We start from the raw sequence: 17,868 nt of genomic DNA, 5'->3' as shown, positions 1-17,868 counted from the left end.
ATCAATCACTTAAACTATGATAACAAACACCGAGTTGCATTTGTTAGGAAATCAATTTCCTGATGAAATCGTTTCTTTTGATCAAAATGTTGATAAATTATATTTTAAAACCAAAAACAATATTGTTTTAGAACTTAGCGTATTAAGAGACAGTGTTTTAAGATTTAGATATGGAACAAGAGGACAGTTAGAAGAGGATTTTTCTTATGCTATTTCTGATAAAATCATCAAAGGATATAACAAACTTGAAGTTTCTGAAGATGTTGAAAACTATATCGTTACCACATCAAAGTTGGTCTGTAAAATAGAAAAGAAAAGTCTTCAAAAGAAAATATATGATATTAATGGTCAGCTTATCAATGAAGATGAGTTGGGATTTCATTATGAAGAGTTTTACGAAAAAGGCGGCAACGTTGTGAAAATGAGTAAAATAACTCAAGAAAAAGAAGCCTTTTACGGCATGGGTGACAAACCTATGCATTCTAATTTAAGAGGTAAACGCATTCAAAACTGGCCAACAGACGAATACGCCTTTACCAAAGATAAAGATCCAATATACAAGGCTGTTCCATTTTATATAGGTATGCATCATCAACAAGCATACGGGATTTTTTTTGACAACTCATTTAAAACATTTTTTGACTTTTGTCAAGAACGGCACAACATCACGAGTTTTTGGGCTCAAGGTGGTGAGATGAATTACTATTTTATTTATGGCCCAAAAATGGAAAACGTAGTCAGCAATTATACAAATTTAACAGGTCATGCTGAACTACCACCATTATGGGCGTTGGGCTATCATCAATCTAAATGGAGTTACTATCCTGAAAGTCGATTTAGAGAAATTGCTCAAAAGTTTAGAGAACTTAAAATTCCTTGTGACGGTATTTATCTCGACATTGATTATATGGATGGTTTTAGGTGTTTTACTTGGAACAAAGAATACTTTCCAGATCCGAGAAAAATGGTCAAAGAATTGGCTGATGATGGTTTTAAAACCATTGTAATAATTGATCCAGGAATAAAAATTGATGATGAATACGACATTTATAAACAAGGTATTGAAAAAGATTATTTCTGCAAACGTGCTGACGGACCACATATGATTGGTAAAGTTTGGCCTGGTGAATGTTGTTTTCCTGATTTCACAAAACCAGAAGTGAGAGAATGGTGGGCAGATTTATATAAAGAATTGATTTCAGAAGTTGGTGTCAAAGGCGTTTGGAATGATATGAACGAACCTGCGGTAATGGAAGTACCTAACAAAACTTTTCCCGATGATGTCAGACACGATTACGACGGTCATCCTTGTAGCCACAGAAAAGCACATAATGTTTATGGCACACAAATGGCAAGAGCCACTTTTGAAGGCGTCAAAAAATATGCTTATCCTAAAAGACCTTTTGTGATTACTCGTTCAGCTTATAGCGGTGCTCAGCAATATGGCACGTCATGGACAGGCGACAATGTAGCCACGTGGGAACACTTGTGGCTTGCCAATGTTCAAATTCAGCGTATGAATCTATCAGGAATGGCGTTTACAGGCTCAGATATTGGTGGATTTGCAGAGCAACCCAACAGCGAATTGTTTGTCAGATGGATTCAACTTGGGGTGTTTCATCCGTTTTGCAGAACGCACTCAAGCGGTCATCACGGCGACCAAGAACCTTGGAGCTTTGATGATGAAGTGACTGACATCACCAGAAAATTTATTGAGCTACGCTATACGCTTTTACCTTATTTATACACAGCATTTTATCAGTATTCAACAGAAGGAATTCCTATAGTAAAACCTTTGGTTTACTTTGATCAAGACGATCCACAAACCCATTTTAGAACAGATGAATTTATTTTTGGAAACAAAATTTTAGTTTGTCCAATTTTGGAACCCAACTCCAAAGGGCGACGAATGTATTTTCCGAGAGGCGAGTGGTATAACTTTTGGGACAATACACGTTTTAGCGGTGGTAAAGAAATGTGGGTCGATGCTGATATGGACAGTCTTCCTGTGTATGTCAAAGCTGGTGCTATTATTCCGAGATATCCTGTTCAACAATACGTTGGAGAACTTGAAATTAAAGAATTAAAACTTGACATCTATTTTAAATTTGGCGAAGAAAAGTCACAAGTTTACGAAGATGCTCAAGATGGTTACGATTATCAAAATGGGCGATATAGCTACAGAAATTTTAAACTAACTGGCAAAAAAGATGATTTAATCATCACTCAACACAAACTCGGAAAGTATAACACCGAATACGATTATTTTAAAATTAATTTGATTGGCTTGCCATTTGATATATTTGAAATTGAAATTGACAACGTAAAAGTGAGTTTAGACGAATTAGAATTTGATGAGTCCAAAACCAATTTCAAAATCACCAAGAATTTTTCTGAAATTCACATCAAATCAAACAATGACCGATAGAAAGTTTAAAGATTATATTCTTGTTTCTCTCAAAGGAATAGCCATGGGTGCAGCCGATGTTGTACCTGGCGTTTCTGGTGGGACAATTGCCTTTATTACTGGGATTTACGAAGAGTTGGTCACCAGCATTAGCAATGTTGATTTTAGTTTATTAAAAACTTGGAAACAACGCGGTTTTTTAGCAATGTGGAAACAACTCAACGGTTCTTTTTTGTTGTCATTAATCATCGGAATTGGCATTAGTATTTTGTCTTTGATGAAATTGATGAAATATCTCTTAGAAACACATCCTGTGATGGTTTGGTCGTTTTTCTTTGGCTTGGTTTTGGCCAGTGTTTGGTATATTGGCAAGCAAATTCCGAAATGGAAATTGAGCTATATCATTGCTTTAATCATAGCTTCGGTTGTGGCTTATTTCATTACAACTTTGACTCCAGCTGGTGAAACGCAAAGCTTGTTGTATTTGTTTTTTTGTGGTGCTTTAGCCATTTGTGCTATGATTTTACCAGGCATTTCAGGTGCATTTATTTTGGTATTGTTAGGTGCTTACAAGCAAATTATAGAAGCTGTCAGTAATTTAGAAATCAAAACTGTAGCCGTTGTTGTTGCTGGAGCGATTGTTGGATTGCTTTCTTTTTCTCGACTTTTAAAATGGCTGTTTCAACGTTATGAAAACTTGACTCTCTCTATTTTAACCGGTTTTATTATTGGGTCTCTCAATAAAATTTGGCCGTGGAAAAACATTATTGATTCAGAAATTATACACGGTAAAGAAGTTATTTTAAGTCAAAAATCAGTTTGGCCTAATGCTTTTGAAGGCAATCCACAAATTTTATCAGCAGTTGTTCTATCTATTTTGGGTTTTGTGCTAATTTTAATCTTAGAAAAGTGGTCGTATAAGAAGTCATAAGTATGGAAGCCACTCGCAGTTTTACAGACAAAATTCTGCTCGTAGTAAAAGGAATTGCTATGGGTGCAGCTAATAAAGTTCCAGGCGTTTCTGGAGGTGTTGTTGCTTTTGTGGCTGGCTTTTATGAAGAGTTTATTTATTCCTTACAAAAATTTAATACCAAAGCTTTAAAGTTGATTTTTAATGGAAGGTTTAGAAGCTTTCTACAATATATCAATTACAAATTTATCAGCCTTCTCGTTTTAGGTATGATTATCAGTTATTTCAGCGTATCAAAAATATTAGACTATTTGATATTAAGATTTGAAATATACGTTTGGGCTACATTTTTTGGAATGATTTTAGGTTCTATTTATTATCTCAGTATTGATTTTAACTTAAAGTCAAAAGCACAGATTTTGTTTATTATTTTAGGTACAATTTGCGGTTTATTCATTAGTTTTTTAGAGCCAGCAACACAAAATGATAACCTTTGGTTTGTGCTACTTTGTGGCTTTGTCAGTGTTTCTGGTATGACTTTGCCGGGTTTATCTGGTTCGTTTTTGCTTATCTTGATGGGAAATTATGTGTTGCTTTTAGTCGATTCTGTCAATGCACTTTATGATACTATAGCTGAAATTATTCAGTGGGATTTTAACTTTGTCGATAATGCTCAACGCATTCATTTACTAAAAATATTAGGGGTTTTTACAGCAGGTTCAATCTTAGGATTAGTGAGTATTTCTCATATTTTGGGTTATGTGATGAAACGTTTTAAAGATATTACTTTTGCAATTATCATTGGGTTTATTACTGGAAGTCTGGGCGTGGTTTGGCCTTGGAAAGAAAAAATATATGATAGAAATAAATTTGGCGAAATTTTGTATGATTCAAATCATCAACCTATCATTAAAAATTATCAACGCTTTTGGCCAGATTTTAGTTCATCATCAACCTATATCGCTATTTTTTTTATACTTATTGGTGTTTCTGTTATTTTATTTTTAGTTTGGTATGATAAACGAAATAAGACATCACGCTATGCTTAAATACGGTTTAATAGGAAAAAATATAGCCTACTCATTTTCAAAAACTTATTTTAATCAAAAGTTTAAAGACTTAAATATTGATGCCGTTTATGAGAATTTTGATATCGATAATATTTTAAAAATCAAAACTGTATTGAATCGCGAAAAAAACCTTAAAGGTTTAAATGTGACTATTCCATACAAAGAAAGTGTAATTGAATTTTTAGACGAATTAGATAAAACAGCAAAAGCCGTTGGAGCGGTAAATACCATCAAAATTGTGAACAATAAGTTACACGGTTTTAATACCGACGTTTATGGATTTATGACCTCGCTGTTTCCTTTGTTAGAAAAACACCATCAAAAAGCCTTAGTTCTAGGATCTGGTGGTGCTTCAAAAGCGATTTGTTATGCCTTAAAATCTTTTGATATTAGCTATAAAATAATATCAAGACAACCCCAACAACATCAAATTGGTTATGCAGATATCGATGAAAAATTAATGAAATCTCACTATCTAATTATCAACTGTACGCCACTTGGCACTTATCCTAATATAGAAGATGCACCAAATATTCCATATCAATATTTAACTTCAAAACACTTGTTGTATGATTTGGTTTACAATCCTAAAATCAGCACGTTTTTAGCTCAAGGTAAAGCACAAAAGACCAAAATATGCAACGGCTACAATATGCTAAAATTTCAAGCTGAAAAAGCCTGGAAAATTTGGAATCAATAATTTATATCTTTTTCCAAAATTTATAAACCACTATCGAACAAATCACACATATCAATGCTGAAAATAGAGTAGAAGTGAAGTTGCCAAAAATAGCTTGTCCAATACCAAAAAGAAGAGCATAAACACCGATAGTTGCAGCCAAAAATGAACTGATTTGGTATCTGAAATTATGAAATTTTGACGTGTTATTAAACGCTTTTTGATCAAAAGATTTTAAGGTTTCTTTGTTGCTCGGGTTTGTCAATAAACTTACGCATATCCATGCCAAACTAGTGATGACAACACCATAGATGAGTTCTTCGTATTGCTGAATTTCAAACCAGAAATAATCATTTTTCTTATTGATAAAAAACACCAAAGCAATAACAAATGAAACCAACATTGCAGTAATTTCACTATAAGGATTTATACGATACCAAAACCATCTCACAATAAATAGCAAGCCCGTTCCGGCACCGATCTGCAAAAGCAAGTCAAAGGCGTCTTTAGCTTCTTCTAAAACAAAAGCCAACAAAGCTGATAGCAACATCATAATCAATATAGAAAGTCTTCCAATGAGGACTTGCTGTTTAGAAGAAGCTTCAGGTTTGATAAATCTGACATAAAAATCGTTGACAATATAGCTACTGCCCCAATTCAAGTGGGTTGAGATTGTACTCATAAATGCTGCAATGAGCGATGTAACAACGATACCGATCAAACCCGCGGGTAAAAGCTGAAGCATAGCCGCATAAGACAAATCATTTTTGATAAATTCAGGACTAAGGTTTGGATATGCATGTTGAAGGTCAACGAGATTTGGATAAATCACAATTGAAGCCAAACCCATAATGATCCACGGCCAAGGTCTGATGGCATAATGCATGACATTAAAAAACAAGGTAGCCAAGGTGGCGTGTTTTTCGTTTTTTGCAGCCAGCATACGTTGAACAATATAGCCACCGCCGCCAGGTTCAGCACCAGGATACCAAACACTCCACCATTGAACGGCTAATGGAATTACAAAAAGCGGAACATAAACTTCTGGTTGATTAAAATCAGGAAACATACTGAGTTTATCTTGAATATCAACCTGTTGTATTAAATTTTGAATACCACCTATCTCAGGTCTATTGACCACATAAATACTGGCCCAAATGCTACCTGTCATTGCAATAATAAATTGAACAAAATCAGTAATCAACACACCTTTTAAGCCACCTAACATTGAATAAAAGGCTGTAATGCTACAAGCAATAATTAAAGATTTTGTTGCAGAAAAACCAAAAAGAACATGACCGATTTTGATGGCAGCTAAACAAACCGTTGCCATAATTACGATATTAAAAAACACACCAAGATACAAAGCTCTAAATCCCCTTAAAAATGAAGCACTTTTGCCGCTATAACGCAACTCATAAAACTCCAAATCGGTTGTGATACCAGTTCTACGCCAAAGTTTAGCATAAAAGAAAACCGTAAGCATTCCTGTCAATAGAAAACTCCACCACACCCAATTGCCACTGATGCCATCTTGTCTAACGATTCCAGCAACCAAACCTGGCGTATCGGCAGCAAATGTTGTTGCCACCATAGAAACCCCAAGAACCCACCAAGGCATATTTCTGCCAGACAAAAAGAAGTTTGAAGCACTTTTGCTACTATATTTTAAGGTGTAAATTCCTATAAATAAGCTTAAAGCAAAAAAGCTTCCAACAATGGCCCAATCTATAAAGGATAAACTCATAGGCTTTAGTCTGTACCAGCTATGAGGCTAATTTCTATATTGACATCTTTAGGCAACTTGGCAACTTGAACCGTTTCTCTTGCGGGTGCATTTTCAGGTTTAAAATATTGACTATAGACTGAATTGACAACTTCAAAATCTGACATTTCTTTTAAAAATATACTCACTTTAATAACGTGTTCAAAATTCAAATTGGCTTTGTGAAGAATGGCTTTTAAATTTTTAAAAACTTGATGCGTTTCTATTTCTATAGAATCTTGAACTAAATTTCCATCCAAATCCAAAGCAATTTGTCCAGAAGTGAATAGTAAGTTTCCAAATTTTACAGATTGATTATATGGACCGATAGGTTTTGGTGCGTGGTTAGAATTGATGATTTGCTTTGTCATATGTTGTCTGTTTTATTAATTTAAAGTTCTGTCGGGTTCACGATTTTTATCATATTTAATATCTCTAAATATACCTGATTTTATACCGATAAAGAAAAACCAAGATCTTCTATTTCCAATAGGTTGCCAGTTAAAACTCATTTGCCAACTTTTTAAATCTCTACTAAATCTAAGTTGAGTAAATGTAAACCCAGGATTGACCAAGTCAAAGCCTGACGAACCTCCAATTGACCAACGTGGTGACAAATCAATATCACCTGAAAACATAATAGAATGACTAGAAATTTCATTTTGTCTAGCCGTATTGTTATAGGTCATAGTATATTGAAAATTAAGTGACCAAGGTGGTTTGTAGTTATAAAATTCGTTCTCGTCGGTTTTGGGTTCGTCTTTTTTACCTCTTGGGTTTAGACGATTGTTTAAAGGATTTCCACTACCGAACAAATCATCAGGGCGTCCACCATTTAAAAATGTGTCGTCATTTAAGTTTTCTTCTTCTTCTTCGTCTTCATCATCATCTTCTCCTTTTGTAAAATCTTTATCAGATAGTCTATATCCGAAACTCATGTTAGCACGTGTCAACCTAAACAGACTTCCACCGTTGTTTATATTCAAAGTATTGATACGTCTATTATTACTATCTAAAGCATAAATATCTAATGCACCATTAAAATTGATGTTTAATTTTTCATCAAATAAAGGAATATTTCCTCTCACAGATATTGGACTTAATTTTAAAGAATCGGCTGCAAAATTATAACTGGTATTAAACCCGAGATTACTCAATAGTTTTACTTTTTTGTAAGCTTCATCGCCTGTTAGTGTAGTATCTTTTTTTCTAACTTTGGCTTCAAAATCATTGGTTAAACCAAAAGACATACTACTGGAAAAATTAGGGTTTGGAGATCCATATAATGTGCCGTCAAATCGCGATACTTGTCGTGTTCTATCAGGAGCTGTTCCAACACCTGGAATAGTAATTTGTTCAAAAAACTCATCAAAACCAGGATTGATAGAGTAGGAGACACTTGGTCTCATGACATGCCGAATGGCTTTGATTTTTTTATCATCACCAAATTTAAACATCCCATAAACGGTTGTTCCAATACTAGCTTGTGCATTGTAAGTTCGGTAAGAATCAAATCCGTTGATGGTATCGCGTTGAATAGTTTGCGTTTCTTCGTCAAAAAAAGGGTCAAAGGTTTTGAACACCCAAGTTTCTTGATAGTTAACACCAGTTGACATACTAAAATGCTCAAAAATTTTAAAGTTTGTGGTAATAGGAATGCTGTGTTGTAACCCCATATTCATATCTTTAAACATTTGGGACTTAAAAAATAAAGAATCTGTAGTTTGAATACGGTTTTCTCCTCTTAAATTATATTGAAGGTTAATGTTTTCTAAGGCTCCTTTTTTTGCTCTAAATTCAGGTTCAAACGGATAAATACGATTGATGCTAAACTGTAAGGTCGGCAAGGTCATGTTAATTTGTTCTGTATTAGTATTTTGACTATGCGTAGCAGAAAGTGTTAAATTCATACCTGGCTCACCTTCAAATGTTTTGGAATAGGATACAGAAGAATTAAATGAATTGTTTAAAGTATTACCTGTATTAAGTTGATTGATAGATTGTCTTAAATATTTACTAGAACCCACATTAACCGAAGCCGAAAACCTAGAACTCGGATTAGCTTTTTGGTCTTGACTATGATTCCATGTAAGGTTAAAAATCTGCTGTTCAGAAAAATTAGGAAAACCACGTTCTTCAGTTAAAAGTCTTTCAATTCTAAGACTAAATCTGCCACCAAAACTGTATCTCAAAGCATAGTTAGAGTCAAATCTTAAACCATAACTACCATTAGAATAAATATCGCCAAGCACTTTTAAATCCACATAATCGTTGATAGCAAAATAATATCCACCATTTTGAAGACCAAAACCACGATTTCTACTATCAGCATAAGACGGAATGATAAACCCAGAAGTCTGTGAGTCTGATAGTGGAAAAAAACCATACGGCAAACCAATAGGTGTGGGAACGTCAGCAATATACATGTTGACCAATCCTGTAACTACTTTTTTGTCAGGGACAAATTTTATTTTTCGGGCAAGAAAATAATATTCTGGATTTTCAATATCTTCAGATGTGGTAAACTTGGCGTTGCGCATATAGAAGACCGAATCGTTTACCCGTTTTGAAGCTTCGGCAATAATATTCAGTTCGCCATCTTTGGTTCTTGAATTATAGATCAAAGCTTTTTTGGTTTTATAATTAAAGAAGATACTATCAGGTTCTACAACATTGCTTCCTTGTTTAAAAACCGGTCGTTGGGTATAACCCGTTGAATCTTTTATTCCAGCGGCAAACACGTTGTCATTATTGTTATTCAAGATGATAATACCTGCAGTTAGCTCAATATCACCATACACAACTTTGGCTTTGTCATATAGATACATTTTGTTTTCAGCCCTTGAAAGACGTTGATAAGCTGCAGCTTCTTTTTTTACAATATCTGTAAGTGCAGCACTATTTACGGTGTCTGTCTTTACGCTATCTTTGACAGTAACAGGTTGTAGTCTTATAATATTTTTTGATTGAAAATCTATTGTATCTTTTTGAATAATGTCTTTCTTATGAAGACTATCTGGTGTTGATGGCAAGTCGTTATTATCAATTTGGGCATGAATATTGAGACTAAACCCAATACAAATGAATAAAAGTATATGTAGTATTCTTGCCTGCAAGATTTATAGTCGTATTTTTGTTTTTAAGATAGCTTTATAAAAACCGTCAAAATTACATATTATTAAATGAATAGATTACAAAAATTAAAATTAAAGCTTCAAAGTGATTTTAAAATTAACTTACTCCAAAAACACTTGGCTTTTGCGTTTATTGTTATTTTAAGTGTATTTAATAATTTTCAAATTCAAGCCCAATCTCAACAGCTCTTTAAAGTTGTTATCGATGCTGGTCATGGTGGAAAAGATACAGGAACCCATGGATATGGCGTTTATGAAAAAGATGTTGTGCTTGATGTGGCCTTAAAAGTTGGTGCAAAACTTAGACAACACAAAGATATTGAGCTGATCTATACACGACAAAAAGACGAGTTTATCGGTTTAAACGAAAGAGCCGTTATTGGCAACAAGGCCAAAGCAGATTTGTTTGTATCAATCCATTGTAACGGCGTAAGAAGCAGCTCGCCATATGGTAGCGAGACCTTTGTTTTAGGGCTTCACCGAAACCAAGATAATCTTGAAGTTGCTATGAAAGAAAACCAAGTGATCGAATTAGAAGAAAATTACGAAGAAAAATATGGTGGATTTGATCCTAAATCACCAGAATCTTATATTGGGTTTAGTTTAATGCAAGAAGAATATTTAGACCAAAGTATTTTGTTGGCAGATTATATTCAAAAAAACTTTACTCAAAATTTGAAACGAAAAAATCGCGGGGTAAAACAAGCTGGATTTTTAGTTTTAAGAGAAACATATATGCCTAGTGTTTTGGTGGAGTTAGGTTTTTTATCAAATAAAAGTGAAAACAATTTTTTGAAATCAGAAAAAGGGCAATTGCATTTGGCAGAGCAAATTAGTCAGGCCATCATCAATTATAAAAATGCACTTCATATTGAAAGTGAAGAAGAATTAGTAGCATCGTCTGATGTACAAAAAAACAAAGATACAAGCGACGAATACAAAGCCACATTTTACGTACAAATTGCTGCTACAAAACGTAAAATTAAAGCAAGTTCTGAAAATTTTAAAGGATTATCTCCTATTTCAAGAGTTAAAGAAGGCGATTTGTATAAATATAGATTTGCAGAATCTCACTCTCATAAGTATATACAAAACAAGCTTTTAGAAGCAAAAGACAAAGGTTATAAAGGTGCATTTATCATTGCCTACTTAGGCGATAAAAAAATTAGTATTGAACAAGCCTTGAAAACCCAAATCAAATAATTATTTTTACCCTAACTAAATTCATCGTCTGTGAAAATTTCTAAAGAACTAAGAGTTGGTCTTATGGCTATTGTTGCGATAGCTTTACTCATATTTGGGTATAATTTTTTAAAAGGAAAAAACATTCTTGAAGATTCAAGAACTTTTTATGCAGTTTACGACCAAGTTGAAGGTTTGAAACCATCTTCTGCTGTTACCATCAACGGTCTTCAAATTGGTTCTGTGACCAACATCAATATCAGAGATGACGCAAAATTGGTGGTTACTATGAACATCAAAAATAATTTTCCTTTTGCTGAAACAAGTATTGCTAAAATCTATGGTGGTGATTTAATTGGTGGAAAATCTATTGCTATTGTTCCAGACTTTAAAAACAATGAACAAGCCAAATCTGGAGACACCCTACAAGGCAAAATAGAAGCAGGTTTATTAGAACTCGTAAACGACCAATTATCTCCACTACAAACTAAAGTAGAAAGTGTAGTAACAAGTATAGATACCATGGTGCGGTCTGTCAACTATGTATTAGATATAAGAACAAGAGAATCTATTAAAAAATCGATTAATGATTTTAATAAAACCGTAAAACACCTAAACTCAACTACTGAAAATGTAGATTTTGTTTTATCAGAAAACCTTGATGATATTCAAAATGTGATAAAAAATGCTTCTGAAACATCAGAAAGATTAAAGCAATTTTCAGATACTTTATCTAAAGTAGAAATCAATAAAATGGTGAATAATATCAATACAACAATAGCTAACATCAACAATATTACCCAAAAAATTGATAGTGGCGATGGAAGTTTAGCCAAATTCATAAACGATGATAGACTATATGTCAATCTCGAAAAAGCTTCAAAACAACTTGAAGAATTGTTGCAAGATATAAAACTCAATCCTAAACGATACGTACATTTTTCTGTATTTGGAAAAAAGAATAAAAAATACGAAAAACCAGAAAATCGAGACCAATAATTAATATGATGACTTATATTCCACAAATACTATTTGTTTTAGCTTTAGCATTTTCAATTTGGTTTTTTGCTCGAAATATCAAAAGGCTAAGAAGAAATATTCTGTTAGGTAAAGATATTGATAAATCCGACCAAAAGCCAAAACGATTAAAGAAAATGATACGTGTTGCCTTAGGGCAATCAAAGATGGTTACCCGACCTGTTGCAGGAGTTCTGCATGTTTTGGTCTATCTTGGTTTTGTGATCATCAATATAGAAGTTTTAGAAATTATTATTGATGGTGTTTTAGGCACGCATCGCATATTTGCTTTTTTAGGACCAGTTTATGATGTTTTAATAAGTTGCTTTGAAGTTATAGCCTTATTGGTTTTAATCAGTGTAATATTATTTTGGATACGACGTAATATTCTAAAAATCAAACGTTTTTGGTCTAAAGAAATGACTTCTTGGCCCAAAAATGACGCTAACAATATTTTATACTTTGAAGTTGTGTTGATGGTGTTGTTTTTAACTATGAATGCTACAGATTATCAATTGCAACTAAACAATGCAGAACATTATAGCCAAGCTGGTGCATTTCCCATCAGTCAATATTTAATGCCGTTGTTTGATGGATTATCAAACGCAACGCTTATGGCAATAGAACGTTCAGCATGGTGGTTGCATATCCTTGGTATTCTTTTCTTTCTTAACTATTTATACTACTCAAAGCATTTACACATTTTATTGGCATTTCCTAATGTTTATTATTCAAAACTAAAACCCAAAGGTCAATTTAGCCACAACGAAACCGTGGCTAAAGAAGTTAAAATGATGATGGATCCCGAAGCTGATCCATACGCAGCACCAGCTGAAGATGAAGATGATGTGCCTGAAAAATTTGGTGCAAGCGATGCCATTGATTTGAATTGGTTTCAACTTCTAAATGCTTATACCTGCACAGAATGTGGTCGATGTACTTCTGAATGTCCAGCCAATCAAACAGGTAAAAAATTATCGCCACGAAAAATAATGATGGATACCAGAGATAGGATAGAAGAAATAGGTGAAAACATCAACAAAAATGGTGAGTTTAAACCTGACGATAAACAACTTTTAGACAATTATATCAGTAGAGAAGAGTTGTGGGCTTGTACCACTTGCAATGCTTGTGTAGAAGCTTGTCCAGTTGGTATTGACCCGCTTTCTATTATTATGGAAATGAGACAGTATTTAGTCATGGAAGAAAGTGCAGCACCTGCAGAATTAAATAATGCTATGACCAATATAGAAAACAACGCTGCACCGTGGCCATATAATCAACAAGACCGTTTAAATTGGGTTCAAGAAATCTAACCAAAAACATTTAAAATGTCTAACAAAAAACAAGACGACAAGCTTTTACAAAAAACCTTAGATGGCGACAAACATATAAGCCCGATGTTGCCCGATCATATCAAAAACTATTTAATTGATATTGATGGTACTATAACAGAAGACATCCCAAATGAAGAACCCGAACGTATGGCAACTTGTGAGCCATTTCCTGATGCCTTAAAAACATTGAATAAATGGTATGAAAAAGGACATCGCATCTGTTTTTTTACTTCAAGAACCGAAGAACATAGAGAAATAACAGAAAAATGGCTTAAAAAACACGGGTTTAAATACCACAGTTTGCTTATGGGCAAACCTCGTGGCGGAAATTATCATTGGATTGATAATCATTTAGTTAAAGCCACAAGATACAAAGGAAAGTTTACAGATTTAGTGATGAAAAACGTCAACATACAAGTATTTAAAGATTAGTGAATTATGAGTGAAAATATAAAAGTACCGACAATGGCAAACCTTATGGCAGAAGGCAAACAACCCGAAGTTTTGTTTTGGGTAGGTTGTGCTGGAAGTTTTGATGATAGAGCCAAAAAAATCACAAAAGCTTTTGTGAAAATACTTAACAAAATCAATATTGATTTTGCAGTTCTCGGAACCGAAGAAAGTTGCACAGGCGATCCTGCAAAACGTGCTGGAAATGAATTTTTGTTTCAAATGCAAGCTGCAACAAATATTGAAGTTCTAAACAACTACGAGGTAAAAAAAATAGTAACAACTTGTCCGCATTGTTTCAATACTTTAAAAAATGAATATCCCGCTTTAGGCGGTAATTATGAAGTTGTTCATCACACACAATTTTTAAAACAACTTCTCGATAAAGGTCAACTTAAAATAGAAGGTGGCGAGTTTAAAGGCAAACGTATTACATACCACGACCCGTGTTATCTCGGTCGAGCTAATGGCGAATATGAAGCACCACGAGAATTGTTAAGAAAGTTAGATGTTGAACTTGTGGAAATGAAAAGTTGCAAAAGTAGAGGTTTATGTTGTGGTGCTGGAGGAGCTCAGATGTTTAAAGATGCCGAGCCTGGTGACAAGGAAGTCAATGTACTCAGAACCGAAGAAGCTATAGAAACAAAACCTGAAGCCATAGCTGCTGGCTGTCCTTTTTGTAACACTATGATGACTGACGGTGTAAAAATCAAGGAAAAACAAGATAGCATCAAAGTTTATGATGTGGTTGAGATGATAGCAGAAGCTAGTGATTTGTAAGATTTGTTTATATCACATTAAATAAAAAAAAGCCTGTCCAATAAATGACAGGCTTAGGTTTGAAAGTTTATAAATAAATTATTTTTTATGCTCTCTTCTTGAATTATCTCTATTAGGTCTTGATGGTCTTTCTTTGTAACCTTCTGGTTTAGGAAGTAAGGCTTTTCTAGAAACTTTTTCTTTTTTAGTTCTTGGATCAAAACCAAAGTATTTAACGTCTATAACATCACCAACATTAACCACATCGGTAACATTGTCTGTTCTGTCCCATGCCAATTCAGAAATGTGAAGTAAAGTTTCATTTCCTGGAGCATCAACATATTCTACCACAGCACCAAAATCGAGAATTTTAATGACTTTTACTTCATAGACACTTCCCTTTTCTGGTTTAAAAAGCATAGCTTCTATTTTTGCTAGAACTTTATCTATACCTTCTTGATTGGTTCCTAAAATTTCAACAATACCACTTTCAGTTTCTTCATCTTCATTGATAACAATAGTAGTGTTTGTTTCTTTTTGTAATTCTTGAATGGTTTTGCCACCAGGTCCAATTAAACTACCAATATAATCGCCAGGAATTGTGGTAGTTACAATTTTAGGAGCGTGAGCTTTAACAGATTTGTTTGGCTCAGCAATGGTTTCGGTAATTTTGTTCAAAATATGTAATCTACCTTCACGAGCTTGATTTAAAGCTTTAATCAAAATATCGTATGATAAACCTTTTACTTTAATATCCATTTGACATGCTGTGATACCATCTTCAGTACCTGTAACTTTAAAGTCCATATCGCCCAAATGATCTTCATCGCCTAAAATATCAGATAGCACTGCGTATTTTTCTCCTTCAGAAATCAATCCCATGGCAATACCTGAAACTGGTTTTTTGAGTTGAATTCCAGCATCCATCAAAGACATTGTTCCAGCACAAACCGTTGCCATAGAAGAAGAACCATTAGATTCTAAAACTTCAGAAACCACTCTTACAGTGTAAGGACAATCGTCTGGAATCATATTTTTCAAGGCACGTTGAGCTAAGTTGCCATGCCCAATTTCACGTCTTGAAGTTCCTCTAATAGGATAAGCTTCACCAGTACAAAAAGGAGGGAAGTTGTAGTGTAAATAAAAGGTCTCTTCGCCTTGATAAGTCGGGTTGTCAACCATATTGGCTTCTCTAGAAGTTCCTAAAGTAGTTGTAGCCAAGGCTTGAGTTTCGCCTCGAGTAAATACAGCAGAGCCATGAGTTGAAGGTAAATAATCAACCTCGCACCAAATCGGTCTGATTTCAGTAGTTTGGCGTCCGTCTAAACGTATTTTTTCGTTAAGGGTTAAATCTCTAACGGCATTTTTATGAACTTCTTTAAAGTATCTTGAAATCATACCGCCAAACTCTTCTTTTTCTTCTTCTGTAAACAAAGCTTTGACATTGTCTTCAATTTCAGAAAAAGCTTCTGAACGTTCTTTTTTTGACAATCCTTTTTTGGCTACATCATAACAAGCTTGATATGCGGCATCGTGAACTTTTTGCTTTAAATTTTCGTCCTCTTTAGCGGTTTCGTATTCACGAGTTGGTTTTTTGCCTACTTGTTCAACAAGTTTTCTTTGAACTTGGCATTGTTTTTTGATGGCTTCATGAGCAAACTTAATAGCTTCGGTCATATCTTCTTCAGAGCATTCAAGCATTTCACCTTCTACCATGGAAACGCTGTCTTCAGAAGCACCAACCATCATATCGATATCAGATTCTTCAAGCTGAGAACGGCTGGGGTTGATGATAAATTCACCATTGACTCGACCAACTCTAACTTCAGAAATAGGATACTCAAACGGAATGTCTGAAAGTTGAATAGCAGCAGAAGCAGCAAGACCAGCAAGGGCATCGGGCATCACTTCGTCATCATGAGACATAAGTTGAATCATAACTTGAGTTTCAAACTTATAATCACTTGGAAATAAAGGTCTTAAAACTCTATCAACAAGACGCATTACTAAGATTTCTTCATTGCTTGGTCGGGCTTCGCGTTTCATAAAACCTCCAGGATAGCGACCTGCAGCAGCAAATTTTTCTCTATAATCTAAAGTTAAAGGAAAAAAGTCCATACTTGTGGGATTATAAGATGATACAACTGTGCACAGCAATACTGCATTGCCCATTCTGACTTCTACAGCACCATGAGCTTGTTTAGCGAGTTTTCCAGTTTCGATAGAGATTTCTCTACCTTCGCCGAGGTCAATAACCTCTTTAAATGTTTTTGGAATCATAATAATTTTAATTTAAGTTTCCGTCTTTCGTGACGGTCCGGTTGTGTTGTTGATGCGTTGTAAAGACCAAAGGAAACTCAAATCAGGAAAGCAAGTTTAATCATAAAAAAAAAGGGGCTTTTGCCCCGTTTGGTTATCAAATCTATTTTCTTAAACCTAAATCTTTCACAATAGTTCTATATCGTGTAATGTCTTTTTTCATTAAATAGTTGAGCAAATTTCTTCTCCTACCAACTGTTTTTACCAAAGCTCTTTCAGAATTGAAATCTTTTTGATTGTGTTTTAAATGATTGGATATGTGCTCGATGCGTTTAGTCATCAATGCAATTTGTCCTTCAGTTGAGCCGGTATCTTTCTCGTTTTTACCGTGCTTAGCAAATAATTCTTTTTTTTCTTCTGTGGTTAAGTACATGCAAATATTATTTCAATGATTATTATGTATATTAATAGTGGGTGCAAATATATGACATTTTTTTTACTTACAATAAAGCTTTTGCATCATTTTATTTTAATAGCTATACCTGTTTCTTTCTGTGTTTCACCTACAACATTATATTCAAATCTATATGAGTTTGAAGTTGTATTAAGAATTTTCATATGAATCTGGTATTGATCTAAGATACTTTTTGGATTTACTGGTGTAAGTATGAATTCACAATCATTAAGCCATCTGATTTTAGACGTATCAGTTTTGCCTTTATATATCTCTATTTGTAAACTATCACTACGGACAAATATTGTTTTTTCAAGACTTCCATCTACCAAAGCTTCGTATTTATATCTACCAATTTTAAAATTATCACAATCGCGTTGAGGAGAATAACAGGAACTTAAACTGACTACTATTATAATCAATAAATAATATTTCATAGGTGCAA

Annotated in this window: 15 protein-coding genes; 9 read left to right on the top strand and 6 right to left on the bottom strand. The window is 34.0% G+C overall.

The genetic code is table 11. From position 1 onward, the window contains the following. Positions 1-16 precede the first annotated feature (16 nt). From ACSSV5_RS08800 to ACSSV5_RS08785, 4 genes are read left to right on the top strand one after another with little or no spacing between them, the layout of a single operon-like run. Entirely contained in the window at positions 17-2,428 is a 2,412-nt protein-coding gene (locus ACSSV5_RS08800; RefSeq protein WP_454245575.1) for a glycoside hydrolase family 31 protein, read from the top strand. Next, the gene (locus ACSSV5_RS08795; protein WP_454245574.1) at positions 2,418-3,338 is read left to right on the top strand and encodes a DUF368 domain-containing protein; all 921 of its coding nucleotides are present in this window, start codon (positions 2,418-2,420) and stop codon (positions 3,336-3,338) included. The genes ACSSV5_RS08800 and ACSSV5_RS08795 overlap by 11 nt, the downstream gene beginning before the upstream one ends. Positions 3,339-3,340: 2 nt before the next feature. Continuing rightward, complete coding sequence (locus tag ACSSV5_RS08790; protein WP_454245573.1) at positions 3,341-4,366, top strand: DUF368 domain-containing protein; 1,026 nt, start codon at positions 3,341-3,343, stop codon at positions 4,364-4,366. Continuing rightward, positions 4,359-5,087, top strand: coding sequence for a shikimate dehydrogenase family protein (locus ACSSV5_RS08785; protein ID WP_211066283.1), 729 nt, complete (start codon positions 4,359-4,361; stop codon positions 5,085-5,087). Before ACSSV5_RS08790 ends, ACSSV5_RS08785 begins: the two co-directional genes overlap by 8 nt. 1 nt (position 5,088) lies before the next feature. Here the strand turns inward: ACSSV5_RS08785 and ACSSV5_RS08780 are convergent, their stop codons facing one another. From ACSSV5_RS08780 to ACSSV5_RS08770, 3 genes are read right to left on the bottom strand one after another with little or no spacing between them, the layout of a single operon-like run. Then, positions 5,089-6,813: a sodium:solute symporter family protein gene (locus ACSSV5_RS08780; protein ID WP_454245572.1), complete on the bottom strand. Its 1,725-nt coding sequence runs from the start codon at positions 6,811-6,813 to the stop codon at positions 5,089-5,091. Between the two features lie 5 nt (positions 6,814-6,818). Then, complete coding sequence (locus ACSSV5_RS08775) at positions 6,819-7,202, bottom strand: Rid family detoxifying hydrolase (RefSeq protein ID WP_454245571.1); 384 nt, start codon at positions 7,200-7,202, stop codon at positions 6,819-6,821. 15 nt (positions 7,203-7,217) lie between these two features. Then, a complete protein-coding gene (locus ACSSV5_RS08770; RefSeq protein ID WP_454245570.1) occupies positions 7,218-9,947 on the bottom strand; it encodes a putative LPS assembly protein LptD in 2,730 nt (909 codons plus the stop codon). Positions 9,948-10,013: 66 nt separating this feature from the next. Between ACSSV5_RS08770 and ACSSV5_RS08765 the strand changes: the two genes are divergently transcribed. From ACSSV5_RS08765 to ACSSV5_RS08745, 5 genes are read left to right on the top strand one after another with little or no spacing between them, the layout of a single operon-like run. Continuing rightward, entirely contained in the window at positions 10,014-11,168 is a 1,155-nt protein-coding gene (locus ACSSV5_RS08765) for an N-acetylmuramoyl-L-alanine amidase family protein (RefSeq protein ID WP_454245569.1), read from the top strand. 30 nt (positions 11,169-11,198) lie between these two features. After that, on the top strand, positions 11,199-12,146 hold the full coding sequence (locus ACSSV5_RS08760; protein WP_247653607.1) for an MlaD family protein: 948 nt from the start codon (positions 11,199-11,201) through the stop codon (positions 12,144-12,146). 8 nt (positions 12,147-12,154) lie between these two features. After that, positions 12,155-13,480 carry a 4Fe-4S dicluster domain-containing protein gene (locus tag ACSSV5_RS08755; protein ID WP_454245602.1) on the top strand — a complete coding sequence of 442 codons (1,326 nt, stop codon included), beginning with the start codon at positions 12,155-12,157 and terminating at the stop codon, positions 13,478-13,480. 15 nt (positions 13,481-13,495) lie between these two features. Next, a complete protein-coding gene (locus ACSSV5_RS08750; RefSeq protein WP_211066287.1) occupies positions 13,496-13,933 on the top strand; it encodes an HAD family acid phosphatase in 438 nt (145 codons plus the stop codon). Positions 13,934-13,939: 6 nt separating this feature from the next. Then, a complete protein-coding gene (locus ACSSV5_RS08745; protein ID WP_454245568.1) occupies positions 13,940-14,731 on the top strand; it encodes a (Fe-S)-binding protein in 792 nt (263 codons plus the stop codon). A gap of 78 nt (positions 14,732-14,809) precedes the next feature. Here ACSSV5_RS08745 and ACSSV5_RS08740 read toward each other — a convergent pair whose 3' ends face one another. From ACSSV5_RS08740 to ACSSV5_RS08730, 3 genes are all read right to left on the bottom strand, one after another. Beyond that, positions 14,810-16,990: a polyribonucleotide nucleotidyltransferase gene (locus tag ACSSV5_RS08740; protein WP_454245567.1), complete on the bottom strand. Its 2,181-nt coding sequence runs from the start codon at positions 16,988-16,990 to the stop codon at positions 14,810-14,812. 142 nt (positions 16,991-17,132) lie between these two features. Further along, positions 17,133-17,402 (bottom strand): 30S ribosomal protein S15, encoded by a 270-nt coding sequence (gene rpsO, locus ACSSV5_RS08735; RefSeq protein WP_211066290.1) that lies wholly within the window; start codon positions 17,400-17,402, stop codon positions 17,133-17,135. A gap of 86 nt (positions 17,403-17,488) precedes the next feature. Beyond that, on the bottom strand, positions 17,489-17,860 hold the full coding sequence (locus ACSSV5_RS08730) for a DNA topoisomerase IV (protein WP_211066291.1): 372 nt from the start codon (positions 17,858-17,860) through the stop codon (positions 17,489-17,491). Positions 17,861-17,868: the final 8 nt, after the last annotated feature.

The sequence above is a fragment of the Psychroflexus sp. MBR-150 genome, assembly GCF_053628795.1.
The sequence above is the reverse complement of the archived record's forward strand: the minus strand, read 5'-3'. Positions and strand labels throughout refer to the sequence as shown.